Origin of the sequence: Psychrobacter sp. Arc9, assembly GCF_041431295.1 — a bacterium.
GTDB lineage: Bacteria > Pseudomonadota > Gammaproteobacteria > Pseudomonadales > Moraxellaceae > Psychrobacter.
This window is the reverse complement of record NZ_JASMRK010000007.1, coordinates 73,312-98,444: the sequence shown is the minus strand read 5'-3', so window position 1 is coordinate 98,444 and position 25,133 is coordinate 73,312. Positions and strand designations below refer to the sequence as shown.

The following is a 25,133-nucleotide window of genomic DNA, read 5'->3' as shown; positions in this document are numbered from 1 at the left end:
TAACTGGCTTGATATAGACTAAACTATTCCGCTTATTTATACGTTTTTGCCATGTTCTTTTTGCTGAATATCTTTTGCTAACTTATAGCATTCGTTGATATGGTCATTAGCGATTTTCTTAAAAATCGTATAACCCATTGTTGCAGCAACTAATTGGCCGCCAAGTGGAATAAACTTAGTTACTTGTTTGGCAGCGATACGACCACCGAAACCTTGGATGGTTTTTTTGACGATACCGCGTGTTGCCATGAGCCCAGCGAAATCTACAGTACGATCTTTTACTGCGCTCCAATGGACTTCGCGAGATTCCAAGTTAATGGCTGATTGACGGTCTTCAATGAGACCAAAACGCTCACTAATCTCTGGAATCAACTGCGTCAACATCCCCGCATCAACTGCCACATCAAAAAATGGTACTGGCACAACCGCTACACCAGCAGAAACTCTAGCGCGTCTTTTTACCATTCCTTGACATTCTTTTTTAACTTTATCAAGGTCTAGGTTAGGGTCGATAGTATTTGGAAGTTTTTCAGCAAGTGGCGTGGTTTTCATAAAGTGTCCTTATAAATAATTAAAATATAAATGATAAAAAGTTCAATAGATAACAAATCCTTCAGTTGCTTACTATTTTATGGATTTATGCACGGCTTACAATCATTGCTTTGTAGCAAAATGAATGAAATTACTCACACTGTGCACCTTTTTTGTAAGTGATTAAACGAAGGTGATTTACATGAGCTATAAAAATGCGGGTATCAATTATCATTAATGTATGAACATTATTCATCAAGTTGTACAATGCCCAATGATATACAGAGGTAGTATAAATTGTCATTGTGAGCCTCTACTAAAGCCAGTAGAATACCCTCATGCTAAATTTAACCCCCCGTTATACCAGCACTCGCATCGACGAGTTGCCCGCCGCGCTGCAACCATTTGCCGCTCAATCATTCACGCTTGCCCGTCTGTATGCAGGGCGAGGTATCATTGCGCCTGATGAGCTGGAGACTAGCTTAGCAGGTCTATTGCCTGCTGAGGCACTGCACGGTGTCACAGAAGCCGTGCGCTTATTAGATGTGGCGATTGATGAGCGTCAGCGTATTTTGATCGTTGGTGACTTTGACTGTGATGGTGCCACCAGTACAGCCTTAATGATGCGTGCGCTCACAAAGATGGGTGCGGTCGTTGATTTCCTAGTGCCAGATCGTTTTAAGTACGGTTATGGCCTGACGCCAGAGATTGTCGAGTTAGGCATTGAGACTTTTCAGCCAGATATGATAGTGACGGTTGATAATGGCATCTCAAGTCATGAAGGGGTAGCGCGAGCCCAAGCTGATGGTATCACGGTGATTATCACTGACCATCATCTCACGACCAAAGAGACGCCGCCTGCGGAAGCGGTGGTCAATCCAAATCAGCTAGGTTGTGACTTTGCTAGTAAAGCACTGGTCGGAGTTGGAGTCGCGTTTTATGTGCTCGGACGATTAGCAAAGCTACGCCGCGAAGCTGGCAAGTCTACGGTACAGGTGAGCCAATATTTAGATTTGGTCGCACTTGGGACGATTGCAGATGTTGGGGTACTCGATAAAAACAACCGTATCTTGGTACATCATGGATTATCAGCTATTCGTCAAGGCCGCTGCTGTATGGGAATACTGGCATTGCTTGAGCAAGCGGGCCGTGATCCCAAGCAGCTTCATGCACAAGATTTCGGTTTTGTATTAGGGCCACGTATCAATGCAGCTGGGCGTATGGATAATATGCGCATCGGTATCGAATGCTTATTAACTGAAGACTGGAGCACCGCACAACGTTTGGCACAAGAGCTTGAGCAGCTGAACCGTACGCGTCGTCATGTAGAGGGCGAGATGCGTGCGCAAGCTGATAGTATCGTACAAGCATTGGCTAATAAAGATGATAGCGACGAGAGTATGAGTGGCGATATCAATGATAATGATAATACCAGTAACGATGACACAATTACTCAAGCTGTCTCCACTTCTAAAGCCAGCAATGCAGGCGCGCGTAGTATTATTCTGTACCAAGACGACTGGCATCAAGGAGTCATCGGCATTGTCGCTGGCCGCCTAAAAGAAAGCCATTATTTACCCAGTATCGTTTTTGCACCAGCAGACACTGAACAAACGGATGAAGATAGTGCCATTAAAGGTTCTGCGCGTTCTATCGCTGGCGTACATATTCGTGATGCGATTGAACAAGTTGCTGAGCGTTATCCAGACTTGATCAGTCACTTCGGTGGGCATGCGATGGCGGCAGGTTTAACCCTCAAGCGCCGCAACTTTGAGGCATTTGTCACAGCTTTTAATGAAGTGATGGCTCAGATGGATGATGAGGTATTTGCAGAGCAAAAATTCACCGATGGACCTTTGCAAGCAAGCGATTTTAGCTTATGGTTTGCCGAGCATTTAGCCGATGCCAGTATCTGGGGTCATGGGTTTGCACCGCCAATATTTGATGGTGTGTTTGAGGTATTAAGCTTCAAGATTTTAAAAGACAAACATCTTAAGTTATCGCTGCGCTATCCAGACGTTCAATATCCGATAGAGGCCATTTGCTTTAACTTCGATAATGATGCTTGGGATTACCGTGCTAAGCAAGTCCATTTGTTATTTCAGCTAGACATCAATGAATGGAATGGCAAGCAAAGCTTACAGCTGATGGTCAAAGATTTGGCTGTGATAGAGCAAGGGTAAAGCGACAATGTCAAACTGATAATACTAGACGCGCTCAAATATGGGCGCGTTGGCATTATTAATGCTCAATTAGTCTAGGGTGTGTCTTCAACTCACCCGATAGTCATCTATATGGGCTAAAAATGGCTAAATCTTGCCAAACATCGTCAAATAGCTGGTTAATATACCGATATTATCTGCGCTATTTTTCTTGTTTGACGGCAATATATCTCATTTTTATCACCATTTTTGAAATGAAGCCACGCCCTAGCATCAGTATTTCCACTCTAGTGTGGGGAACTGCCAATCGTAACGAATAGCAAGCATACGCAAAGTAAAAATCGTACTCATCGTAGAGATGTCAGCTACCCAATCTGTCACGCTTAAATTCTTTAGAGCAAAGTACAGCACGCCACCCGTCAACGCTGCGGTAATATAAATCTCTTGCTGTAGTACCAATGGAATCTCATTGCAAATCATATCGCGAATGATGCCACCAACCACGATGGTAATCACACCTAATAACAGCGCTACAGGCACATTGGCACCCATACTATCAGCGACTTTGATACCGATCAGCGTAAATGCTGACAAGCCAATGGTGTCGGAAAGTTTGAGGAACTTATCTACTCGTCTAGAGTTTGGATGAAAAAATATCTGCATCGCTAGCGATGAAATCGTAATGAGGGTCAGATAGCTCATATCTACCATCCAAAATAACGGATGTCGATCCAGAATGACATCACGTACCGTACCGCCGCCGATAGCAGTGACAATAGACACGAGCAGACAGCCGAAGACATCGAAGTTTTTGTGCTTGGCAAGTATCGTCCCTGAGACGCTACAGGCGATGATGCCAATCATATCAAAGAAATATATCAAAGAGCGCGGGTCAAAAGTAGTGATCAGTACGGTAGGATCCAATACGATAGCCAACATGGGCAGTTCTCACTATTTTCAATTATTGTCAGTCAAACAAAGGCTATCTAAGTAGAGTTTTGCTCAATTAATCAGTTTACGAGTCGAATAGAAGGCAGATGCCAGTCGAATCTGAGCGCGAGCATACGAACTGCAAAGATCACAAACAGCATAATAAATTCGTTGAGACTGGCACCGACTCCGAAATACTGTAAGCATAAATAAGTCACAGACCCTGCGATACTGGCAGTAATATAAATCTCACGCTGTAGTACTAGCGGAATCTCATTACAAATGATATCACGTAGCAAACCACCGATAATGGCAGTCCAGACGCCCATCATAATAGCAATGAGGGGAGACATGTCTAGGGTTAAGGCCACCTTAAAACCAATGACACTAAAAGCGGCCAAACCAATGGCATCAAAGAGCTTTAACGCATTATCAATCTTATGATAAAGATGAAAGAAGATTTGTAAAATAAGAGAGGTCACCGTGATAACGATCACGTAATTAAGATCAGTCATCCAAAATAGAGGATGACGGTCGAGAGCCATATCACGTAAAGTACCACCGCCGATGGCATTGACCATCGCCACCAAGATACACCCAGCAATATCAAAGCCTTTATGCTGCGCAAGCAAAGTCCCTGCAATCGCGCAGGCAACAATGCCAACCATGTCCAATAAATATAATAGAATATCAGGAAAAATCAAAGCATTACCCATGGTTATAGTGCCAAATCGAGATCATCAAAGTGATAGGTGTTTTTTAGGCGATTATTCAATGCATGACTTTAACGAAATAGGCGTAGTGTTGTAGTGCCATTTAACCGTCTTTTGCAAAGAATATCAGCCCTACAATAATCAGCCCTATACCGACCAGTCCCATCGCCGAAGGTATGGCGTTATCTAACAATAATATACCCCCAATCAAAGCAAAGATAACTTCACTGGCTTGGGTTGAGTCAACGCCTGCAACCTCGCTTGAAGTAACAGCTTGCTCGCGCGCATACAAAAATATAGTGGTCGCTGCCACGCCTGCTAATAGAGCAACGAGCAACGTATTGATTATTTGTGAGGCGTGGGGCTGGTCAGGGCGCACTATAATGCCCAAAAACAGCCAAAATGGCAAACACCCAAGAGTCATTAGCCACACTTTGTTAAAGGCATTTTGCAGTAGCGTGGTTTCGATAGAAGGAATACGAGCAATTAGATTTTGTAGGGATGAGGTTGCCGCAGTGTTGTTACTTTGAAGTACGCTATCAATATCGGTGGCATCATATGTCGTAGCGGGCAAATCATAAGCTTCGGATATGAGCGGTTCACTCTGCTCACTGATATCAATACCAACACTGATGCTAGCTCGTTGAACGTTTAAATCTGCTGCCTTCTGTAATTCAGTATTGCGCTGGCGGGCATTATGAGAAGCCTGCCAAACCAGCTGGTTGCCAATTGGGTAGCTAAAAGCAGCGATAAGAGCAGGTAGCGCACCGTAAAGCAGCATGTCAGACATGGGGACGGTGTCGGTTATAGAAGCAGCATGCAGACCTTCACTGATATTGACGAGCGCCACACCGATAAAGACAATGACAGCATATACGATGAATTTTTTGTCAAAACGTTGACCAAATGCCAATAGCACAAGCAAACTGGTGACGACGGTAAACATAAAGGTAGCTGCTACTACCCATCCCGCAACATGATCTGCGGCATAGCAAATACCAGTATAAAACAGTCCAAACCCAATACTGCCAGTAATGCACCAAAAGCCCCAATGCTGAAGAAAAATCCCCATTAGCGCTTTAATACGACCAAAGCCATGTTGCATCGTAATAACGGCGGTAATAATCAACAGCATGAAGACATAGCGTAGACTCGCTGACCAAAACCAATGTCCGCCTGCGCTACTCATAAGCTCATTTAAGATAAATGTCGAGCTAAAAAACGCACCTGCTAGCAAGCCCAATAAAATGAGTTTGATCATACCGCTACCTTATCCATGGCACTCTACGTGTTCACACTTTTTGTTTGTTACTTGCTGATAATTACTTGCTGATAGTTACTTGCCTTTGGCATCTGCCCAAATGATCTTATGCAATTGTAGCTGAAAACGAACTGGCAAGGCATCAGCCAACATCCATTCTGCTAGCTCGCGCGCCAATACAGGTACTTCAGGGCTGAGCTGTTCATCGACATCATCTGCGACATTAAACATCGGAGAGAACCATACCGTACCGACCAATTCGTTTAGCTTATACTCGGTCAATTTAGCTTTTGCCCAGTCGTAATCTGTACGATTCATAATGACAAACTTGATTTGATCGTGCTGAGTGAGATAGTCGAGGTTTGACCATAGATTTTTATCGACTTCGCCTGAGCTTGGCGTTTTGAGATCCATCACCTTACTGACTGCTGCTGGCACGTTTTCTACCGTGAGTGCGCCTGCGGTCTCAAGGGATATCTCATACCCGTCGCTTAGCAAACGTTTCATCAATTCAATGGCATTTGGCTGTGCTAACGGCTCACCGCCAGTCAGACAGATACGCTTGCACGGATAACCTTTGATGGTTTCTATGATGGTTTCTAATGATTGACGTTCGCCGCCAGTAAAAGCATATTCAGTATCACAATAGACGCAGCGCAATGGACAGCCCGTTAGACGCACAAATATCGTCGGCAAGCCTGAAGTGATCGCCTCACCTTGTAGGGAATAAAAAATCTCAGTCAGACGTAACCCTGCTTCGGGGTCAGTGACAGGGATAGCGGCGGTGCGTAATGATGGTTCACTCATAATATTTCAAATACAGTTAAAGGTCGATAAGGCGATGAAGCGCTTATCAAGCGTAATAAAAAGGCAGGGGATGGTACGAATGATTTTGTGTTTGTATACAGACAAACTAAAAGAGGATTATAACGTAACACGCTATATTAAGCTGCAAAAAAGATGCTGGAGTCATCCTCTAGCATCTTCATATAAAACAATATTATTCAATAAACAACGGTACTTGCCAAATATTTAGGCTAAGCGTAATAGCTCATTTACTGATGTTTTTGCACGAGTTTGCGCGTCAACTTTTTTCACGATGATAGCAGCATACAAGCTGTGCGTGCCATCTTCTGACGGTAAGCTACCTGGTACGACAACAGAACCTGCTGGTACACGGCCACGATGAATCTCGCCAGTCTCGCGATCATAGATGCGCGTCGATTGACCGATGTAAACACCCATAGAGATGACAGCGCCTTCTTCAACGATAACGCCTTCAACGATTTCAGAGCGTGCACCGATGAAGCAGTTGTCTTCAATGATGGTAGGGTTTGCTTGCAATGGCTCTAATACGCCACCGATACCAACGCCACCTGATAAATGCACATTTTTACCGATTTGAGCACATGAACCAACAGTCGCCCATGTATCAACCATCGCACCTTGATCGACATAGGCACCGATGTTGACGTATGACGGCATCAATACTGCGCCTGCTGCGATGAATGAACCTCTACGAGCAACAGCTGGTGGTACAACGCGTACGCCTGCTTCTTTAAACTGTGCTTCGGTCCAGTTAGCAAATTTAGTCGGTACTTTGTCATAGAACTGTACGTGTTCGCCAGCAGCTTGGACATAGTTGTCGTTTAGACGGAAAGACAATAATACGGCTTTTTTGGCCCACTGATTGACAACCCATTCGCCATCTTTCTTTTCTGCTACGCGCAGGCTACCGTTATCTAGTTGCTCAAGTACTTGATTGATAGCATCACGCACGTCTTGTGGCATATTGGCTGGGCTGTATTCGTTGCGATTTTCAAATGCTTGTTCGATGGTTTGTTGTAATGACATAAAGGTTCCTAAAATGAATGAAAGGGAGGGTGATCTTAATGTTATGGTTAAAGACTTATATGACCCAGCCTAAAGAAAATTCAAGGTATGGCTTGGTCCAAAAACTTGCTTGCCGTATTGTCGCTAATTTGACCGCTTTTAGCAAACGCGTTGAGGGTCTTATTGTGACAATATTGAATGAGTTGTTTTCAGGTATCCTCTCAAAACAACTCATTTATCATGATTTAATCGTCTGTCGTGTTGGTCTCTATCCACTCTAAAATATCTTGATAAACGGTCTGTTTATCCTTTTCATGCAGCACTTCATGGCGCATATTAGGATACAGCTGAATATCGACATGACTGAAATGACGCTTGTCCAAACGCGTGACAACCCTACGTATACCGCGACCCATTTCGCCAATCGGATCATCTTCACCGCTGATAAATAGCATTGGGAAATTTTTGGCAATAGTGGTAGCCCAGTTTTTATTCAGCCCAGTATCCATGAGCGTAAACAATGTCATAAAGCCATTATTGGTAAAGTCAAAACCAGTCTTAGGATCGGCTTCATAGGCTTCAATGTTTGCAGTATTTTCACTGAGCCACGCAAACTGTGAGGACGAATTACGATCAGGTAGTTGGCTGTTAAGGACTTTGTTCATCACTTTGGCAAAAACTGTATTCGGTTGTCTTGGGGCGACTCTGGCGAGTAGCTTGTTAATAGGTAATAACACCTTAGCTAGTGGGTTGGCGTCTGCGGAACCCATTAGAATGGCGCCTGTGAAATTATGCGCATGATGCTTGAGTACGTTGCGCACGATAAATGACCCCATCGAGTGACCCATCACAAAATGCGGGACGTCTGGATGACGATCTTTTAGGCTATCGGCCATCACAATCACGTCTTTTAGTAACGACTGTACCGGATGCTCTTCACCAAAAAACCCAAGATCGGCCTCAGTCTTGATAGTCTGTCCATGACCCAAATGGTCATAAGTCGCCACAGCGATACCATTATCTGCCAAAAACTGTGCAAAATCGCTATAGCGCCCGCTGTGCTCTGCCATGCCATGCACAATCAGTAAAGTCGCGCTAATCTCGACGTCTTTGCTACTTGGTTCAAAAAAATCATGGTGCAAGTAGTGAATATTGTCAGAAGACAAAATGTGATCGTTACTGGTATCGATATTGGTACTCATGTAATGTTCCTTGATTACTTATAATTTTCATTAACGGTTTTGACGATGTTTCTCAAATAATGGGTCAAGCAGCGCAATTTATCATGCGGCTCTTATAATGTCCTATTGTACTGGGCGATGATAAATAATTTCATCTTATTTTATGATTTTAATTCAGTTATACAAAATATCATTCTACTAATAATGGTTAACGCAGTGACTATCGCTGAATCCGTATAAGCCACATATAAGCCATTTACGCTCTTACTGTTTGCCCGCAACAGACTGGTCTTATTTATATGATACTTTTAAATGAGTTTTTAAAGTCATTTATATCAATCAACATTCGATCAAACACTAACAGCAACTAACCACCTTGATAAAATCATCTATGACGAAATTTTCACCGAAAAAGACACTACTATTGGCAGGCGCAGGTCACGCTCACATTGGTATATTACGCCGACTTAGCGCAGCGCGTTTAAAGGATGCCGATACGATAGAGGCAGACATTCACTTAATTAGTGAGCAGCCGCAAACCATCTATTCTGGCATGTTACCGGGTTGGATGGCAGGGCATTATCAGCTGCATGATATCAGTATCGATATCAAATCGCTCTGTGTGCGAGCAGGTGTGCGCTTTATTCAGCAGTCGCTTGTACAAGTAAACGCAGCGTCAAACAAGGTGGTTACGACTGGCGATGAACAAACGCATTTTGATTACGATGTCTTGTCTCTAAATACGGGCGCAGATACAGACATGCGTTGGCTACGTGACCACAATGGCTACAACGAGCATAAAAGCGATAGTGATGATAGTGATGTTGGCGCTGTTAATACCTATGCTAATACTGACGTGATTGCTATACGACCGTTATCAACATTTATCACTCAATGGCAGCAGATTCTAAAAGATGCTCAACAGTCTGAAAGGTATCAATTGGCTATTATTGGGGCAGGAGCTGCGGCCATAGAGTTGGTCATGGCAGCCCAAGTCGCGCTACGGAACATCAACCGTAATCATCAAGTGACGTTAGTATGCGGTGAGAATCTCTTGTCAGGGTTTAATTCAGGCTTTCGACAGCGGGTTATTAAGCAGTTACATCGCCATGGCATTACGATAATTCGAGAACGAGCGAGCGATTATCGTGACGGTAAATTATCGACTACGCATAAATTATTGCCAATGAATGCTGTCATCGCTGCGACTGGCGTCATAGGCTCGGCATGGACGGCTTCTACGGATTTGGAGATAGAAGGTAATGGGTTTGTCGCGGTAAACGATAAGCAGCAAAGTGTCTCTCATCCTAATGTGTTTGCGGTTGGTGATGTGGCGACACGAATCGATAAATACGTGGCGCATTCGGGGGTTCACTCAGTGCATGGCGGTGCTGTCGAAGCCGATAATTTGTTGGCTTATCTGGGTAACAACGTAATGAAGAGCTATCAGCCAAAGTCGCGCACGCTATATCTGCTGTCTTGCGGTGATAAATACGCCATTGGTAGTTGGGGTAATGTAAACCTACAGGGTCGCTGGGTATGGCGTCTCAAGAAGTATATCGATAAGCAATTCATCGAAGCTGATAAGAACTAACGAAGGTTAATGCTCATTTGGAATAAACCATAAAATCCATATGATTAGTTGTCAATGCTTATTGATAATCAGGTATGATTGATTAGATAAACCGTAAAGTGAGCAATCAGGTTTTACATTGTCAAACTTGAAAATAAACAGTAAAAGCAATGCGCTATCTGTGTTTTCTAATCTTTAATGTCACGTTGCTATCCTTTTTTAGTTGTACTGCTAACAGGATTTTAGACCACCATGAAATCAACTATCGAGCTACTTGAGCATACTGATTTTCCAGCGATAAAACGACGTCAATTGACGATATTACAAGTCAATATGGGCTACTTATGCAATATGTCCTGCGTGCACTGTCATGTGGCCGCAAGCCCTTATCGTACTGAAATGATGTCACGTGAGTTGGTTGAGCTGATACCAGAGGTATTACAAGCACAAAACATCGATACGCTTGATTTGACGGGCGGTGCGCCTGAAATGCATGAGGATTTTAAGTATTTAGTCACGGCAGCTCGGGCATTAGGTGTCAAAGTGATAGACCGCTGTAACCTGACTATTCTGATGGAAGAGGGTTATGAGGATATGGCGCAGTTTTTAGCAGACAATCAAGTGGAAGTGGTGGCTTCTTTGCCTTGCTATTCCCTAGAAAATGTAGATAAGCAGCGCGGTAAAGGCGCGTTTGACGACAGTATATTAGGATTGCAGAAGCTCAACAGCTTGGGGTACGGCAAGCCTGATTCAGATTTGACATTAAACTTGGTTTTCAATCCGCAAGGCGCGACGCTACCGCCCAATCAACAACAGCTTGAAGCAGATTATAAGCGTGAGTTAAAAGCGCACTTTGATATCGAATTTAATCATCTGTTTGCCCTAACAAATATGCCGATACAGCGTTTTGGGGCGGTGCTATTGGCGAAAGACCAGTTCCACCCATATATGGATTTACTCAAAGCTAATTATATGGCTGCCAATTTAGCCGAGGTTATGTGCCGTTCGACCATTAGTGTCAATTGGTTGGGTGAGTTATTTGATTGTGATTTCAATCAGCAGTTAGAGATTCCTGTCCCAAACAAGTCACGGCGACACCTAAGTGATTTGTTAACGCAAAACCCGTCTGGTGATGACATTGCCATTGCTGACCACTGCTATGGCTGTACAGCAGGACAGGGCAGTAGTTGTGGCGGCGCGTTAGAAGAGGAAGCAGTAGAGCCAGCGCTAGTAGCCACGCCTTAGCCGTTCTAATGTAAGTACTTTTAATATAAGCACTTTAAACATAGGTGCTTAAAGCCTAAGTGCTTTTAGCACACATAAAAATTTAGATAAAAAAATCAGTGTAAACGGAGTAAGCCTTATGTCAGTATTTAACTTTTCTGCGAAGACGTTTTTCGCCCAACCAGTGATTGCTACGACTATTTTATTAGCAAGCGTGGCTGCTCATGCTGACTTCAACCATCAGAGCTGGGATAGCTTATTAAATAAGCATGTGACCATGACCAACGGTGGCAAAGCTTCAGTAGTCAATTATGCTGGTATGAAAGCAGATCAAAGTAAGCTGACAAGCTATCTAGAAGCGACGAGCAAGGTATCTCAATCAGAGTTTAATCGTTGGAGTAAAAATGAGCAGTTGGCATTTTTAATCAACGTTTATAACGCTGGTACGGTAGATTTGGTATTGACGAAATATCCAAACGTCAAATCTATCAAAGATATTGGCGGACTGTTTGGGTCACCATGGAAGCAAGAGTTTGTTTCGCTACTTGGTAAGACGCGCTCACTTGATGATATCGAGCATAACCTGATTCGTGGTTCTAAACGCTACAACGATCCGCGCATTCACTTTGCAGTCAATTGTGCCAGTATCGGTTGCCCTGCATTGCAAGATGATGCCTTTACCGGCAAGCGATTAGACAATCAATTAGAGCAAGCAACGTCCAAGTTTTTAGCAGACAGTAGCCGCAACAGTCTCAAAGGCGATACGCTCAAAGTGTCACCAATTTTTAAATGGTATAAAGAAGACTTTGCAACCAACTGGCGCGGCACAAAAGATTTGGCAGGGTTTTTAGGTCGTTATAGCTCGTCATTAGGATTGAGCAAAGCTCAGACAGCAGATCTCAAACAAGGCAAGGTAAAAATAAGCTATACCGATTACAACTGGAATTTGAATAAAAAATAAGCCAGCTTTTAATCTTACTCGCTGATTAATGTGACGGTATACCCATTGAACCTATCAATTATTATTCCTTTATTAAACGAAGCGGGCAACTTGCCTGAGCTTATCGCTCATATTGTCCGTCTCGATCCAGCACCGCAGCAAGTGATATTGGTCGATGGTGGTTCAGTGGATGGTTCGGTTGCTATTACTAACAATGTGCTCAAAAGTACAGAGACTGCTCAATCAGCTATCAACTGGCGTATTATCGAATCTACGGTAGGGCGTGCACAGCAGATGAATGCGGGCGCTATGTTGGCAACAGGTGACGTGTTGCTATTTTTACATGCCGATACCGAGCTGCCAGCTGACGCGATAGATAACATTCGACAAGCAGTAGCTCAGTATGACTGGGGACGTTTCGATGTGGGCTTAGACAGTCGTGAGCCATTGTTAAAAATCGTTGGATTAATGATAAATCAGCGCTCACGTCTGATGAGTATCGCCACTGGTGATCAAGCAATATTTATCAAAAAATCCGTGTTCGAGCAGATTGGTGGCTATCCTGATCAGCCACTGATGGAAGATATCGAACTGTGTAAACGGCTAAAGAAAATTGCTCGACCAGCTTGTCTAAAAAGCAAAGTCATAACATCTGCGCGGCGTTGGCAGCAGCATGGTACATGGCGGACGATTTTCTTGATGTGGCAGTTGCGCTTTGATTATTGGCGCGGCGTATCGCCTAATGTTTTAAAGCAACGTTATTATAAGTAGTGAGATTGTTTGATTTATAAATATGATAGACAAAAGAAGAAAGAGCTCGTCCTTGTACATTTGACCAATTGAGAGACCGTTATAGTGACAGCTGATTTATCTGCAAGACAGCAAGATACCTGCATCATTCTTTTTGCAAAATATCCAGCGCGCAATAAGGCAAAAACCCGTTTGCAGCCAGCGCTAGGGGTAGATGGCGCTGCACGTATGGCAAGGCAACTATTACTGCATAGTATTGAGCAGGCTATTGATACGGGCTTTTCCGTTGAGTTATGTGTGAGTCCAGCACCAAAAGATCCATGCTGGCAGGCGCTTGATTTGCCTGACTCGTTGCGTTGGTCTACACAGGCCGACGGTGATTTGGGTTTGCGTATGTTGATAGCTAGTCAGCGCGTATTGCAAAATTTTGACAAGGTTGTGTTAGTTGGTACGGATTGCCCTAGTCTTACGACAGCACGTATTCAGACAGCGGTACAGCAGCTAAATCAACACGATGCGGTCATGATTCCAGCGACTGATGGTGGTTATGTGTTGTTAGGGTTTAGAGAGGTTGATGACAGCCTGTTTTCGGACATTGTTTGGAGTACGCCTAGTGTTGCTGCTGTCACCAAGCAGCGCATAGCGACATTAGACTGGACACTTGCACTATTTGACCCTTTGCACGATATTGATGAGCCTAAAGATCTAGTACATTTGCCGTCAGGCTGGCTAGATTCTTACATCAATATTAATATCAAAGTGGATAACTACTGATAACCGATAAGTGACAACTGGGTTAATAAAATCACTAACGTAGTTGTATATTTTAAGATGATTTACTGAGATTTTTCACTGTATGGCACATTCAATAAGGATATTGTTATGCATGACGTCGTGCAAAATTACTATGGCAAAGAGTTACAGAGTACCAATGATTTAAAGACCTCGGCTTGTTGTGATATTAGCAATATGCCTGAGTGGCTCAAGCCCTTACTCGCAAATATTCACGATGAAGTATTGAATCGATATTACGGCTGTGGTCTGGTGTGTCCAGCACTGCTCGAAGGCTGCCGAATTTTAGATTTGGGCAGTGGCTCAGGCCGAGATGTCTACGCATTGGCGCAACTGGTTGGTGAGAGTGGGCACGTAGTCGGTGTTGATATGACTGATGAGCAGCTAGCCGTGGCCAGACAGCATCAAGCCTACCATGTCGATAAGTTCGGTTATGATAATGTGACATTTTTGCATGGCTATATCGAGAAACTAGATGAACTAGACCTTGAGGCTGATAGATTTGATATTATCGTCTCAAACTGCGTTATCAATTTATCACCAGATAAAGCCGCGGTCATGGCCAGTGTGCAGCGTTTGCTGAAACCTGGTGGAGAGTTTTATTTTTCTGACGTCTATGCCGATCGCCGTATACCGCAACACTTGATTGACGACCCAGTCTTATATGGAGAGTGTTTGAGCGGTGCGTTATATTGGAAGGATTTTAACCGTTTGTCACGAGATGCGGGATTCTTGGACGTACGTTTGGTTGAAGATCGCCCACTTGAGATTACAGATCCTGCTTTGGCGGCTAAAATCGGTGATATTCAGTTTTTCTCTGCAACTTACCGCTTATTTAAAATCGACTCGCTTGAGGATGCTTGCGAAGATCACGGACAAGCGGTGATATATAAAGGCTCTATCGAGCAGTCCCCGCATCGGTTTGATTTAGATAAACATCATGCTATCGAAGCTGGTCGGGTATTCCCAGTATGTGGCAATACGTTTCGCATGCTGCAAGAATCGCGCTTTGCGCCGCATTTTGAGTTTATCGGTGATGACAGTCGCCACTACGGTATTTTTGCAGGTTGCGGTGAATTAATGCCATTTAATCAACCTATGATGCTGGCATCTGGTGCAGGTAGTTGTTGCTAACATTAAAGTAATGTATTTAGCATAAATTCGAATATACATGCTCAATTATAAAAAAGGCCATTATTTTAGATAATGGCCTTTTTTGATTCAATGGGAAACAGCACGATTAAAATTAGACCGATTAGCAGTAGTCAGTTTAAGATGGAGAGTAAATATCAAGATTACGCTAGCAAGGCGGCCAGTCTAATCTTGGTATGCTCGTCCATCGCATCTATAGGTGTGACCAATGCTTGCGCAAGGGCATTGTGGGCGATTGAGTCAGGCAGTTCAGCGGCAATTAAAGCAACGGCTTCTTTAATCACTTTTTGAGCATTGTCCGCATTTTTCATTAGGTTCTGTATAGCATAGTCGGCACTGACGGCTTCTTCCGTTGGATGCCAACAGTCGAAGTCTGTCACCAGAGCTAACGTGGCATAAGCAATACTGGCTTCACGTGCCAATTTGGCTTCTGGCATATTGGTCATGCCAATAATATCTGCCTGCATCTGACGATACCATTCTGACTCTGCCCGAGTTGAGAATTGAGGCCCTTCGATACAGACATAAGTTGCTTTAGAATGACTGCTACCTTCTGCAATATCTGCTTGGTCATAAGCGCGCGTCAAGATGTCTGCTAGGGCAGGGCATAGTGGGTCAGCCATCGATACATGAGCGACGGCACCCTCGCCAAAGAAAGTACTCACTCGCTGCTTGGTCATATCAATCATTTGATCAGGCACGACCATATCTAGTGGCTTAAGCGATTCTCGTAGAGAGCCAACTGCTGATACGGATACGATATAGCGTACCCCAAGCGTTTTTAGCGCATAGATATTGGCACGATAAGGCACTTCGGACGGGGTCAGTCTGTGGCCCTGACCATGCCGTGTTAGAAATGCGACGGTCACTCCCTCAAGCTCACCTAAGACAATATCATCAGATGGACTACCATAAGGCGTCTGTATCGTTATACTGCGTTTGTTGGTCAGTGATAACATTTGGTAGAGACCGCTGCCACCGATGATAGCAATATCAGCAGATAACGTTGCCAGTACTTCCGTGTGAGGTATTGTCATAAGGACTATCCGAGTAGATTAATAAAAGAGAGACACAGACTAGTGCCATGTAATATCCTGAACCAAAAAATAGCTCAGATAAAATATAGCAGAACTTTTGCCCTTATAGTTATAAATTGAGATAGTTATAAATCGAGAATTCTCATTAATTTGCTATATCTAAAAATTCCTAAGAAATAATGCGATATGGCGATATTTGCTAGATATCGATAAAGGTTTACAATAGCGACAATTTTTGTTTTAATGTTTATTAAATGGAACTTTGTTTCGCATAGCAAAACATACGTATATATTAGCTCAATTAATGAATGGCCTATATTTTCTCTAATAGCTGTAAATATAAGGTATTGAAAGAAAAAGAGAAAGTAAGCTAAGGTTTATTTATTGGTAGAATTGCTATATTATTACTCGTCTGTAACGTATTTATGTATCAATACGGATATTGTTAAACGTATAAAGCCGATCACTTCAAGGATGAATTCAATGCTTAATTCTTTAAAATCCCCATTACTTTTTTCAGCTATGTTAAGTGCTGCGTTAGGTCTAACTGCATGCTCATCTCCAAGCTCAGAGGGCAGTGATACTGCATCTGCAGATAGCGCGGCAACGGATACTGCAGCAGATAAGCTTGATACTAAGTTTTTGACCATCGCTACTGGCGGTGCGTCTGGCCCTTACAACATCATTGGTACTTCATTGTCTGAAGTCTATGTCAAAACCTTTGGCGTAAACTCAAAAACTCAAACCACTGGCGCATCAGTTGAAAACGTCAATCTATTGACCCAAGGCAAGGTCGACATGGTCTTGGCACTAAGTGACGTAGTGACGGATGCTGTCGAAGGTAAAAACAACTTTGAGCAGCCAATCACTAACATTCAACAGATTGCTGTTTTATACCCTAATGTCGTGCAAATCGTAACCTCAAAAAAATCTGGTATCAAAAACATTGAAGATTTACGAGGCAAGCGTATTGCTGTAGGCGATCAAGGTTCTGGTACAGAAGTCAATGCTCGTACTTTACTTGAAGGTTTTGGTATCACATATGATGACGTCACCGTTGATTATCTAGGCTTTGCTGAAGCTGCTGATGGTATGAAAGCAGGTAAGATCGAAGCGGCATTCTTTAGTAGTGGCCTACCAAACTCATCTTTGATGGAGTTAGAGCAAGGCTTAGATTTACAGATTGTCACTATCAACCAAGACAAGCTAAAAGAAATCATCGCGACCAAGCCTTACTTCAAAACCTTTGAGATTCCTGCTGGCACTTATGGCAACGAAACAGCCGTACCAACTGCAGCAATCATGAATGCACTATTGGTTAGCTCTGATCTATCTGAAGCGGATGGTTATAAATTAACCAAAGCATTGTTCGATAATTTAGATGGTCTAAAAACAGCTCACCAAGCGGCCAATGATATCAGTCTAGAAACCGCTCGTGATGGCATGGTAGCCCCAATCCATCCTGGAGCTAAAAAGTACTATGACGAACAAGCAGCCAAGTAATTCATTATGGTTATCAACTGGCGCGGCATTTATTGCAGCGCTGGTTTTTTTTACGCTATGGTTAGGCTCTACGCTTCAGTCTGTCGTTGAAGTGCGAGTCGCAGGCGTAGACGGTGCTGATGATAAGGTTTGTTATTTCACTGAGCCTGATTTTCAGCTACGTTGGATACATTCTGTAGAAAAACAGTGGTGGGAAGAACAGTATCAACGCATAGACGGCAGCAGTACAGAAGGTGCGGAGCTGTTACTGACCACGACCTATTTTGAAGCGTTCGGTGCAGGGACGCCCTCCACCGAAATGCTCGCTCCTATACAAAAGCCTGGCTATCTGGGTTATCAAATCAACGAAAAACTGCCTCGCCTTAATTGGGTCGTATCTAGACTGACCAAAGGGGAAATGGATTATGGTGGTCATCGTTTCTTGATTCACCAGTGGGTGCCAGACTATTCTGAAGTGGTGATCATGCCTAAGACGTATGATTTAATTGATAGATTTAAAAAGGACTTTTGTCATGAACTCCCAAGTGACGGATCAAGGTAGTGTGACTACCATGCCAGATGCTCAAGTTGATAACGATGCTGAGGCGGATGCGGTCAACCGAGCAGTATTGGAAAAATATGACCGAGAGTCAATCACGCGTCATATCACTCAAGGACCAGTGAAGTATTTTATCGCTGGCATTTGTATACTCTATTCACTGTTTCATTTATATATCACTTTTAATCCAATGCCAGCACTGTTACAGCGCTCTGTACACGTGGGTGTTGGTTTTGCATTGATATTCCTCATTTTTCCAGCTAGTAAAAAAAGCAGTCGTAAGCGAGTGGCATGGTATGACTGGATTTGGTTTGCCTTGTCTCTATCTGGTATGGGCTATCTCATCTATGAATATCAAGATATCGTGACCTCGCGTGGCGGTATGGCCAATCAGGTCGATGTGATATTTTCCTTAATTACGGTAGTTTGCGTGTTAGAAGGCAGCCGCCGTATCACTGGGTGGATTTTGCCAATCTTGGCAGGCATATTTTTGGCCTATCCATTTGTCAGTCATCTAGGCTTTATGCCTGATAGGCTTTTGACTCGCCCCTATGATATGGGTGATATCTTTGGTCAATTATTCTTGAAAACAGAAGGTTTATATTCTGTTGCGATTGGTGCATCGGTAACGTTCATTTTCTTGTTCATTCTATTCGGTGCGTTTTTAGCACGTTCGGGAATGGGGCAGTTATTTAATGATTTGGCATTGGCTATCGCTGGTCATAAGAAGGGCGGACCTGCAAAAGTAGCAGTCATCTCTAGTGGCTTTATGGGCAGTATCAACGGCTCAGCTTTATCAAATGTGGTTAGTACGGGTGCCTTTACCATTCCGTTAATGAAAAAGGTCGGTTATCACAAAGATTTCGCAGGTGCAGTTGAGGCCAGTGCTTCGGTTGGTGGACAGATTTTGCCACCGATTATGGGTGCCAGTGCCTTTATTATGGCTGAGACAACAGGCTTGCCGTATAGCACGATTGCCTTAGCAGCATTATTACCAGCGATCTTGTACTATTTAGGCGTCATTGCGCAGGTGCATTTCCGTGCTGGACGTCGAGATCTAAAAGGTATTGCTAAAGAAAATTTACCAGCGGTAAAAGAAGTATTAAAAGCCCGCGGTCACATGTTATTGCCGATTGTCTTCTTGATTTTCTTATTAATCAGAAACGTACCTGTGGGATATGCAGCAGCTTATACCATTGGTTTTACCGTTGTGATCAGTATGCTACGCGCCGAAACGCGCATGAGCTTTTCTGATATTTTGGGTGCATTAGAAGATGGTGCGCGTCAGTCACTTGCAGTCATGGCGGCCTGTGCTGTTGTTGGTATTATCATTGGGGTGGTGAGTCTGACCAGTTTTGGTACAGTGATGACATCCTCTATCGTCACACTAGGCGCAGGATCATTATTCTTTACGCTTATCTTAACGATGTTGGCATCAATGGTTTTGGGCATGGGATTACCATCTATTCCTGCCTATATCATTACGGCGACCATGGCTGCACCAGCATTGGCCGGTTTTGATATTCCAATCTTGTCAGCGCACATGTTTGTTTTCTATTTTGGTATCTTTGCCAATATTACACCGCCTGTGTGTCTCGCAGCCTTTGCGGGTGCAGGTATATCCGGTGGAGATCCGATGAAGACAGGGTTCTTGTCCCTCAAACTTGCTCTCGCGGGATTCATCGTGCCGTTTATGTTTATTTATAATCCAACGATGTTGATGATAGATCCAACCGGCCTAGCAGTCACGGCAAAAGATTTCCCGCTGCCACCTATTGTAGATATCATTACAGTAGTAGTGACTTCGGTGACGGGTGTTATTGCGCTAAGCTCAGCACTTGAAGGGTACTTCAGAGGCAGTATGAATACGGTAACTCGTGTCATCTTAGCTATTGGTGCTTTATTGCTGATTTATCCTGAGATTACGACTGGTATCGCAGGTGGTATTATTGTCCTTGGTATTGCTGCATTCAATATAAAAACAGCTGGAAAGCCAACGCCAACTTTAACCGTGTAAAGCGTTAGGTTTAATCATTCGTAAGTCTAATAAAGCTAAAAAAAGGGTGAATAACAAATTTGTTATTCACCCTTTTTAATATTCTTAAGAAATGTTTTAGCGACTGCTGTTCACAATTATTTTCGCATCACTTTATTGCTAAATTAGCAGCCAAGTTTGCCTTCAGCTTCTAATACTTTTTTGCTACGGATAGGTGCTGGGCAATCTTCGCCATAGTATTGACGATCGGCAAAGTAGCTTGAGCGTACCATTGGACCTGCCCAAATGCTAAAGAAGCCAATCTTTTTACCGTAGTCCATATAGCGTTGGAACTCGTCTGGATGGACATAACGATCGACAGGCGCATGGTTTTTACTAGGCTGTAGATACTGACCGATAGTGATCATATCTACATCATGAGCCTTTAGATCATCGAGTAGCGCATAGATCTCTTCTTCTGTCTCGCCAAGACCAACCATAAAGCCGCACTTGGTGGCGATATCAGGACGACGCTCTTTATAAATCTTAAGCAAATCTAGCGAATGCTGATAGTCAGAACCTGGACGGAAGGCTTTGTATAGACGTGGCACGGTTTCGATGTTGTGGTTAAACACATCTGGTGCAGTCTCTGTCAATAAATCCAATGCAATATCCATACGACCACGGAAATCTGGTACTAGGATTTCAATCAAGCAGTTTGGGCTAAGTGCTCTTGACTCGTTTAGCACTTCCACAAAATGTCCCGCACCGCCGTCTTTTAGATCATCGCGATCGACAGAGGTGATTACGGCATACTTAAGTTGTAGACCTTGAATCGTCTCAGCGGTATGACGCGGCTCATCCTTGTCTAGCTCATTAGGACGACCATGACCTACATCACAGAACGGGCAGCGACGCGTACAGATATCACCCATGATCATAAAGGTGGCTGTACCATCAGCGAAGCACTGTGGCAGGTTAGGGCAGGCTGCTTCTTCACAGACGGTATAAAGCTTTTGCTCACGCAAGGTTGCTTTGATACGAGCGACTTCAGCAGGCGAGGACATTTTTACCCGAATCCAATCAGGCTTTTTCTTTGCCTCGACAGTCGGGATCACCTTAATTGGGATACGGGCAACTTTGTCGTAGCCACGTAGCTTTTCGCCTTGGATGGCTTTTTTTGGTTTGGCCTTAGCAGCAGGTACATGTGTTTGTACGGCAGTTGTCATAATGGAGTTATCTCTTAACCCTTTATATTATAAGGGTTTATGGAATTATCAGAATGTTTTATGAGTGCAGATATTATAGCAGAAATTTGGTCGTCAATTTTTAAACAATATTGTTAAGATTGCGATTTTGTTAAGGGTACTACGATTGCTTTGACGACCATAGTTTTAAATATCTATATCGATTTCCAACTCATTCAGTATATCTATGGCAGCGCGAAACGCTTCTTGAGTAGCAGGTGCACCGCAGTACGGCAAGCTGTGCATGAGCACTTCTCTAATCTCGGCGACACTGGCCCCGTTGTTAATGGCACCGCGTATATGACCTTTCAACTCATTTGGGCTTTTTTGAGCAATTAAAAAGGCAATAGTGATTAATGAGCGATACTTGCGTGGTAATACTGAGTCATCTTGCCAAGTGCTGCCCCAAGCGTGTTCAATAATCCAGTCTTGCAGTGGCTGGGTAAATCCTGTGGCCGCATCAAGCGAGCGTTTGACATGCTGCTCACCCATCACCTCAGTGCGTACCTTGAGACCATTATCATAGTTAGGATTGTTGTCCGTATTGCTATCAGTCATATCGTCGTCCTTAATATTTTTACCAAAATGTTTTTACCAAATCGACTGTTAATACATCGATATTGCTACATTTCTTTAAGCGAGATTTTATCGAAGTTGTTTCTTACAAAATCGTATATCAGTCATATGGTGTCTGCTCAGTCATAAAGCAAGCGCTTATTGATAAGCGTAATCAGGCAAATGCCAGTTATAATGAGCGCTACAATCATATTATTGATGGCACTATTTTTATAATAAATGTTCAATATGGCCTTACTATGCGCCTTTTCAGAGCTGAGCCATTAACATTTAAAGCGTTTTAAGCTATGATTGCACGGATAATTATTTCATATAGTATATAGACGCAGGCAGTCATGCTGACTACCCACGTAATGTGCTACACCCCAACTGACGAGGACGACTATTGTGTTAGAAGCTTATCGTAAACATGTCGAAGAACGTGCTGAGCTAGGAACTGTACCCCTACCACTAAATGAAAAACAAGTAGTAGAGTTGGTTGAATTATTAAAGAACCCGCCTGCAGGCGAAGATGCGTTCTTGATGAACCTATTAGAAAACCGTATCCCTGCTGGTGTTGACCAAGCAGCATACGTTAAAGCGGCATTTTTGGCTGCTATCTTAAAGGGTGAAACATCATCACCACTTATCAGCAAGCAAAAAGCTGTTGAAATTCTAGGCACTATGCAAGGTGGCTACAACGTTGAGCCACTAGTTGCTGCACTAGATGATAGCGAAGTTGCACAAGACGCTGCTGAAGCATTAAAGAAAACTTTGCTAGTATTTGACGCGTTCAATGACGTGACTGAAAAAGCTGAAGCTGGCAACACTATTGCTAAAGAAGTAATTCAGTCTTGGGCTGACGCAGAATGGTTCTTGAACCGTGCTGAAGTACCAAAGAAAACCACTTACACGACGTTTAAAGTAACTGGCGAGACCAACACGGATGACTTATCACCTGCGCAAGACGCATGGAGCCGTCCTGATATCCCATTGCATTCACTAGCCATGCACAAAAACTCTCGCGACGGCATCAATGCTGACGAAGAGGGCGTTGTTGGCCCAATGAAGCAAATCGAAGCGCTTAAAGAAAAAGGCCATCCGCTAGCCTATGTTGGTGATGTTGTTGGTACTGGTTCTAGCCGTAAGTCTGCCACCAACTCAGTATTGTGGTTGATGGGTGAAGATATCCCTAACGTGCCAAACAAACGTGGCGGCGGTCTAGTACTTGGTAACAATATCGCTCCTATCTTCTTCAACACGATGGAAGACTCTGGCGCATTGCCAATCGAAAAAGTGGCAGTGGATAACCTAAACATGGGTGATGTGTTTGACATCTATCCGTACGAAGGCAAAATCACTAAGCATGACTCTGATGAAGTACTATCAACGTTCTCACTGAACTCACCAACATTGCTTGATGAAGTTCGTGCTGGCGGCCGTATTCCATTGATCGTTGGTCGTGGTTTGACTAACCGTGCTCGTGAATACATGGGTCTTGGTCATTCAGACATCTTTGCTAAGCCAGAAGAGCCAGCTGATACTGGTAAAGGCTTTACGCTTGCCCAGAAAATGGTTGGTAAAGCTTGTGGCCTGTCAGGCGTACGTCCAGGTATGTACTGTGAGCCTAAGATGACGACTGTCGGTTCTCAGGATACCACTGGTCCGATGACACGTGATGAGCTAAAAGACTTGGCATGTTTGGGTTTCCAAGCAGACTTAGTGATGCAGTCATTCTGTCATACTGCTGCTTATCCAAAGCCAGTTGACGTTGAGACTCAGCACACACTACCTGACTTTATCATGAACCGTGGCGGCGTAAGCTTACGTCCAGGTGATGGTATCATTCACTCATGGTTGAACCGTATGCTACTTCCAGATACCGTTGGTACTGGTGGTGACTCGCATACTCGTTTCCCAATGGGTATCTCGTTCCCAGCGGGTTCTGGTCTAGTTGCTTTCGCAGCTGCAACTGGTGTAATGCCACTTGATATGCCTGAATCTGTTCGTGTTCGTTTTGTTGGTGAGCGTCAAGCTGGTATCACCCTACGTGACCTAGTACATGCTATCCCTTATCAAGCGATCAAAGAAGGTTACTTGACGGTTGATAAGAAAGGTAAAATCAACGAGTTCAACGGCCGTATTCTTGAAATCGAAGGTCTAGAAGATTTGACTGCTGAGCAAGCGTTTGAATTGTCTGATGCCTCAGCTGAGCGTAGTGCTGCTGGTTGTACCATCACTTTATCTGAAGCGTCAGTGACTGAGTACCTAAACTCAAACATCACACTGCTTAAGTGGATGATCTCAGAAGGCTATGGCGATGCACGTACGATCAGCCGCCGTGTTGAGCAAATGCAAGAGTGGTTGGCTAACCCAAGCCTCATGCGTGCTGATGATGATGCTGAATATGCTATCGACATCACTATCGATATGAGCGAAATTAAAGAGCCTATCCTTTGCTGCCCGAACGATCCAGATGATGCAAAAACGCTAGCAGACGTGGCTGGTGATACCATTGATGAAGTATTCATTGGTTCATGTATGACTAACATCGGTCACTTCCGTGCCGCTGGTAAATTGCTACAAGACGTACCAGCAGGTAGCCTGAAAACTCGTCTATGGATTGCACCACCTACTAAGATGGATGCACGTCAGTTGATGGAAGAGGGTTACTACAACATCTATGCACAAGCCGGCGCTCGTACTGAAATGCCAGGTTGTTCACTATGTATGGGTAACCAAGCACGTATCGCACCGAAATCTACGGCGGTATCGACCTCAACTCGTAACTTCCCGAACCGTCTAGGTCAAGGCGCTAACGTATACCTAGCTTCTGCAGAGCTTGCAGCAGTCGCAGCGGTACTTGGTAAACTACCGACTAACGATGAGTATCAGCAATATGCTGGCATGCTAAATAGCATGGGTGATGAAGTCTATCAATACATGAACTTCGACCGTATGGAAGACTATACTGAAGAAGCAGACAAGATTAACGTTGCTCAGTTGACCTAATCTTGAGTATATAAGCTTTTAAAATTAGAAGCTTTATACTAAAAACTTTATACGTAAATAAAGAAACCCCGTATCGTCATGATGCGGGGTTTTTTATTGATGACTCTAAGAAAACTAGTATTCATTTACAAACTTTTATTGAGTATCTATAATCAAAGCCAATTGTTGATAATTTTCACTGACGATTTCTACAACTGACGATTTCTACTTTTCACGACTGAGAT

The 25,133-nt window shown here is 43.6% G+C and carries 21 protein-coding genes; 11 read left to right on the top strand and 10 right to left on the bottom strand.

Annotation, left to right across the window (positions count from 1 at the left end; genetic code table 11):
• Positions 1-36 precede the first annotated feature (36 nt).
• A complete protein-coding gene (locus QO187_RS05800; protein ID WP_057760892.1) occupies positions 37-552 on the bottom strand; it encodes a hypothetical protein in 516 nt (171 codons plus the stop codon).
• 317 nt (positions 553-869) lie between these two features.
• On the opposite strand from QO187_RS05800, the gene recJ reads away from it, so the two are divergent.
• The gene (gene recJ / locus QO187_RS05795; protein ID WP_102092900.1) at positions 870-2,714 is read left to right on the top strand and encodes a single-stranded-DNA-specific exonuclease RecJ; all 1,845 of its coding nucleotides are present in this window, start codon (positions 870-872) and stop codon (positions 2,712-2,714) included.
• Between the two features lie 252 nt (positions 2,715-2,966).
• On the opposite strand, the gene QO187_RS05790 is transcribed toward recJ, so the two are convergent.
• From QO187_RS05790 to QO187_RS05765, 6 genes are all read right to left on the bottom strand, one after another.
• A complete protein-coding gene (locus tag QO187_RS05790; protein ID WP_185156587.1) occupies positions 2,967-3,632 on the bottom strand; it encodes a trimeric intracellular cation channel family protein in 666 nt (221 codons plus the stop codon).
• 71 nt (positions 3,633-3,703) lie between these two features.
• Positions 3,704-4,339, bottom strand: a complete 636-nt coding sequence (locus tag QO187_RS05785; RefSeq protein WP_057760886.1) for a trimeric intracellular cation channel family protein — start codon at positions 4,337-4,339, stop codon at positions 3,704-3,706.
• 100 nt (positions 4,340-4,439) lie between these two features.
• Positions 4,440-5,597, bottom strand: coding sequence for a multidrug resistance efflux transporter family protein (locus QO187_RS05780; RefSeq protein ID WP_102092898.1), 1,158 nt, complete (start codon positions 5,595-5,597; stop codon positions 4,440-4,442).
• 75 nt (positions 5,598-5,672) lie between these two features.
• The gene (gene queE / locus QO187_RS05775; protein WP_102092897.1) at positions 5,673-6,404 is read right to left on the bottom strand and encodes a 7-carboxy-7-deazaguanine synthase QueE; all 732 of its coding nucleotides are present in this window, start codon (positions 6,402-6,404) and stop codon (positions 5,673-5,675) included.
• Positions 6,405-6,629: 225 nt separating this feature from the next.
• Positions 6,630-7,451: a 2,3,4,5-tetrahydropyridine-2,6-dicarboxylate N-succinyltransferase gene (gene dapD / locus QO187_RS05770; protein WP_057760881.1), complete on the bottom strand. Its 822-nt coding sequence runs from the start codon at positions 7,449-7,451 to the stop codon at positions 6,630-6,632.
• 224 nt (positions 7,452-7,675) lie between these two features.
• Positions 7,676-8,632 carry an alpha/beta fold hydrolase gene (locus tag QO187_RS05765; RefSeq protein WP_057760879.1) on the bottom strand — a complete coding sequence of 319 codons (957 nt, stop codon included), beginning with the start codon at positions 8,630-8,632 and terminating at the stop codon, positions 7,676-7,678.
• A gap of 370 nt (positions 8,633-9,002) precedes the next feature.
• On the opposite strand from QO187_RS05765, the gene QO187_RS05760 reads away from it, so the two are divergent.
• The 6 genes from QO187_RS05760 to QO187_RS05735 all read left to right on the top strand — a co-directional run bounded on the left by QO187_RS05760 (position 9,003) and on the right by QO187_RS05735 (position 15,024).
• Positions 9,003-10,205 (top strand): FAD-dependent oxidoreductase, encoded by a 1,203-nt coding sequence (locus QO187_RS05760; protein WP_102092896.1) that lies wholly within the window; start codon positions 9,003-9,005, stop codon positions 10,203-10,205.
• Positions 10,206-10,436: 231 nt separating this feature from the next.
• A complete protein-coding gene (gene arsS, locus QO187_RS05755) occupies positions 10,437-11,429 on the top strand; it encodes an arsenosugar biosynthesis radical SAM (seleno)protein ArsS (protein ID WP_102092895.1) in 993 nt (330 codons plus the stop codon).
• A gap of 118 nt (positions 11,430-11,547) precedes the next feature.
• The gene (locus tag QO187_RS05750; protein ID WP_102092894.1) at positions 11,548-12,369 is read left to right on the top strand and encodes a DUF547 domain-containing protein; all 822 of its coding nucleotides are present in this window, start codon (positions 11,548-11,550) and stop codon (positions 12,367-12,369) included.
• 45 nt (positions 12,370-12,414) lie between these two features.
• Positions 12,415-13,119 (top strand): TIGR04283 family arsenosugar biosynthesis glycosyltransferase, encoded by a 705-nt coding sequence (locus QO187_RS05745; protein ID WP_371547750.1) that lies wholly within the window; start codon positions 12,415-12,417, stop codon positions 13,117-13,119.
• A gap of 84 nt (positions 13,120-13,203) precedes the next feature.
• On the top strand, positions 13,204-13,872 hold the full coding sequence (locus tag QO187_RS05740) for a TIGR04282 family arsenosugar biosynthesis glycosyltransferase (RefSeq protein WP_371547748.1): 669 nt from the start codon (positions 13,204-13,206) through the stop codon (positions 13,870-13,872).
• Between the two features lie 108 nt (positions 13,873-13,980).
• On the top strand, positions 13,981-15,024 hold the full coding sequence (locus tag QO187_RS05735) for a methyltransferase domain-containing protein (RefSeq protein ID WP_371547747.1): 1,044 nt from the start codon (positions 13,981-13,983) through the stop codon (positions 15,022-15,024).
• A gap of 161 nt (positions 15,025-15,185) precedes the next feature.
• Here QO187_RS05735 and mtnP read toward each other — a convergent pair whose 3' ends face one another.
• Positions 15,186-16,079 carry an S-methyl-5'-thioadenosine phosphorylase gene (gene mtnP, locus QO187_RS05730; protein WP_371547745.1) on the bottom strand — a complete coding sequence of 298 codons (894 nt, stop codon included), beginning with the start codon at positions 16,077-16,079 and terminating at the stop codon, positions 15,186-15,188.
• Positions 16,080-16,562: 483 nt separating this feature from the next.
• Here mtnP and QO187_RS05725 point away from each other — a divergent pair, with 483 nt between their 5' ends.
• The 3 genes from QO187_RS05725 to QO187_RS05715 are packed head-to-tail and all read left to right on the top strand — an operon-like array spanning position 16,563 to position 20,137.
• Complete coding sequence (locus QO187_RS05725) at positions 16,563-17,582, top strand: TAXI family TRAP transporter solute-binding subunit (protein WP_371547744.1); 1,020 nt, start codon at positions 16,563-16,565, stop codon at positions 17,580-17,582.
• Positions 17,560-18,123 (top strand): DUF1850 domain-containing protein, encoded by a 564-nt coding sequence (locus tag QO187_RS05720; RefSeq protein ID WP_102092890.1) that lies wholly within the window; start codon positions 17,560-17,562, stop codon positions 18,121-18,123. Before QO187_RS05725 ends, QO187_RS05720 begins: the two co-directional genes overlap by 23 nt.
• A 10-nt stretch (positions 18,124-18,133) precedes the next feature.
• On the top strand, positions 18,134-20,137 hold the full coding sequence (locus QO187_RS05715) for a TRAP transporter permease (RefSeq protein WP_102092935.1): 2,004 nt from the start codon (positions 18,134-18,136) through the stop codon (positions 20,135-20,137).
• Between the two features lie 143 nt (positions 20,138-20,280).
• Here the strand turns inward: QO187_RS05715 and lipA are convergent, their stop codons facing one another.
• Both lipA and QO187_RS05705 read right to left on the bottom strand, forming a co-directional pair.
• Entirely contained in the window at positions 20,281-21,324 is a 1,044-nt protein-coding gene (gene lipA, locus QO187_RS05710) for a lipoyl synthase (RefSeq protein ID WP_102092889.1), read from the bottom strand.
• A gap of 165 nt (positions 21,325-21,489) precedes the next feature.
• Positions 21,490-21,900 (bottom strand): carboxymuconolactone decarboxylase family protein, encoded by a 411-nt coding sequence (locus QO187_RS05705; protein ID WP_057760859.1) that lies wholly within the window; start codon positions 21,898-21,900, stop codon positions 21,490-21,492.
• A 405-nt stretch (positions 21,901-22,305) separates the two neighbouring features.
• Here QO187_RS05705 and acnB point away from each other — a divergent pair, with 405 nt between their 5' ends.
• On the top strand, positions 22,306-24,909 hold the full coding sequence (gene acnB, locus QO187_RS05700; protein ID WP_102092887.1) for a bifunctional aconitate hydratase 2/2-methylisocitrate dehydratase: 2,604 nt from the start codon (positions 22,306-22,308) through the stop codon (positions 24,907-24,909).
• Positions 24,910-25,133: the final 224 nt, after the last annotated feature.

Excerpts from the sequence above, each read along its gene's own strand:
- QO187_RS05790 (WP_185156587.1), bottom strand. The coding sequence starts at position 3,632 with ATGTTGGCTATCGTATTGGATCCTACCGTACTGATCACTACTTTTGAC.
- QO187_RS05760 (WP_102092896.1), top strand. The coding sequence starts at position 9,003 with ATGACGAAATTTTCACCGAAAAAGACACTACTATTGGCAGGCGCAGGT.
- queE (WP_102092897.1), bottom strand. The coding sequence starts at position 6,404 with ATGAGTGAACCATCATTACGCACCGCCGCTATCCCTGTCACTGACCCC.
- QO187_RS05765 (WP_057760879.1), bottom strand. The coding sequence starts at position 8,632 with ATGAGTACCAATATCGATACCAGTAACGATCACATTTTGTCTTCTGAC.
- arsS (WP_102092895.1), top strand. The coding sequence starts at position 10,437 with ATGAAATCAACTATCGAGCTACTTGAGCATACTGATTTTCCAGCGATA.
- QO187_RS05705 (WP_057760859.1), bottom strand. The coding sequence starts at position 21,900 with ATGACTGATAGCAATACGGACAACAATCCTAACTATGATAATGGTCTC.
- QO187_RS05725 (WP_371547744.1), top strand. The coding sequence starts at position 16,563 with ATGCTTAATTCTTTAAAATCCCCATTACTTTTTTCAGCTATGTTAAGT.
- QO187_RS05780 (WP_102092898.1), bottom strand. The coding sequence starts at position 5,597 with ATGATCAAACTCATTTTATTGGGCTTGCTAGCAGGTGCGTTTTTTAGC.
- dapD (WP_057760881.1), bottom strand. The coding sequence starts at position 7,451 with ATGTCATTACAACAAACCATCGAACAAGCATTTGAAAATCGCAACGAA.
- QO187_RS05785 (WP_057760886.1), bottom strand. The coding sequence starts at position 4,339 with ATGGGTAATGCTTTGATTTTTCCTGATATTCTATTATATTTATTGGAC.
- recJ (WP_102092900.1), top strand. The coding sequence starts at position 870 with ATGCTAAATTTAACCCCCCGTTATACCAGCACTCGCATCGACGAGTTG.
- QO187_RS05735 (WP_371547747.1), top strand. The coding sequence starts at position 13,981 with ATGCATGACGTCGTGCAAAATTACTATGGCAAAGAGTTACAGAGTACC.
- QO187_RS05720 (WP_102092890.1), top strand. The coding sequence starts at position 17,560 with ATGACGAACAAGCAGCCAAGTAATTCATTATGGTTATCAACTGGCGCG.
- QO187_RS05715 (WP_102092935.1), top strand. The coding sequence starts at position 18,134 with ATGCCAGATGCTCAAGTTGATAACGATGCTGAGGCGGATGCGGTCAAC.
- QO187_RS05800 (WP_057760892.1), bottom strand. The coding sequence starts at position 552 with ATGAAAACCACGCCACTTGCTGAAAAACTTCCAAATACTATCGACCCT.
- QO187_RS05750 (WP_102092894.1), top strand. The coding sequence starts at position 11,548 with ATGTCAGTATTTAACTTTTCTGCGAAGACGTTTTTCGCCCAACCAGTG.
- lipA (WP_102092889.1), bottom strand. The coding sequence starts at position 21,324 with ATGACAACTGCCGTACAAACACATGTACCTGCTGCTAAGGCCAAACCA.
- mtnP (WP_371547745.1), bottom strand. The coding sequence starts at position 16,079 with ATGACAATACCTCACACGGAAGTACTGGCAACGTTATCTGCTGATATT.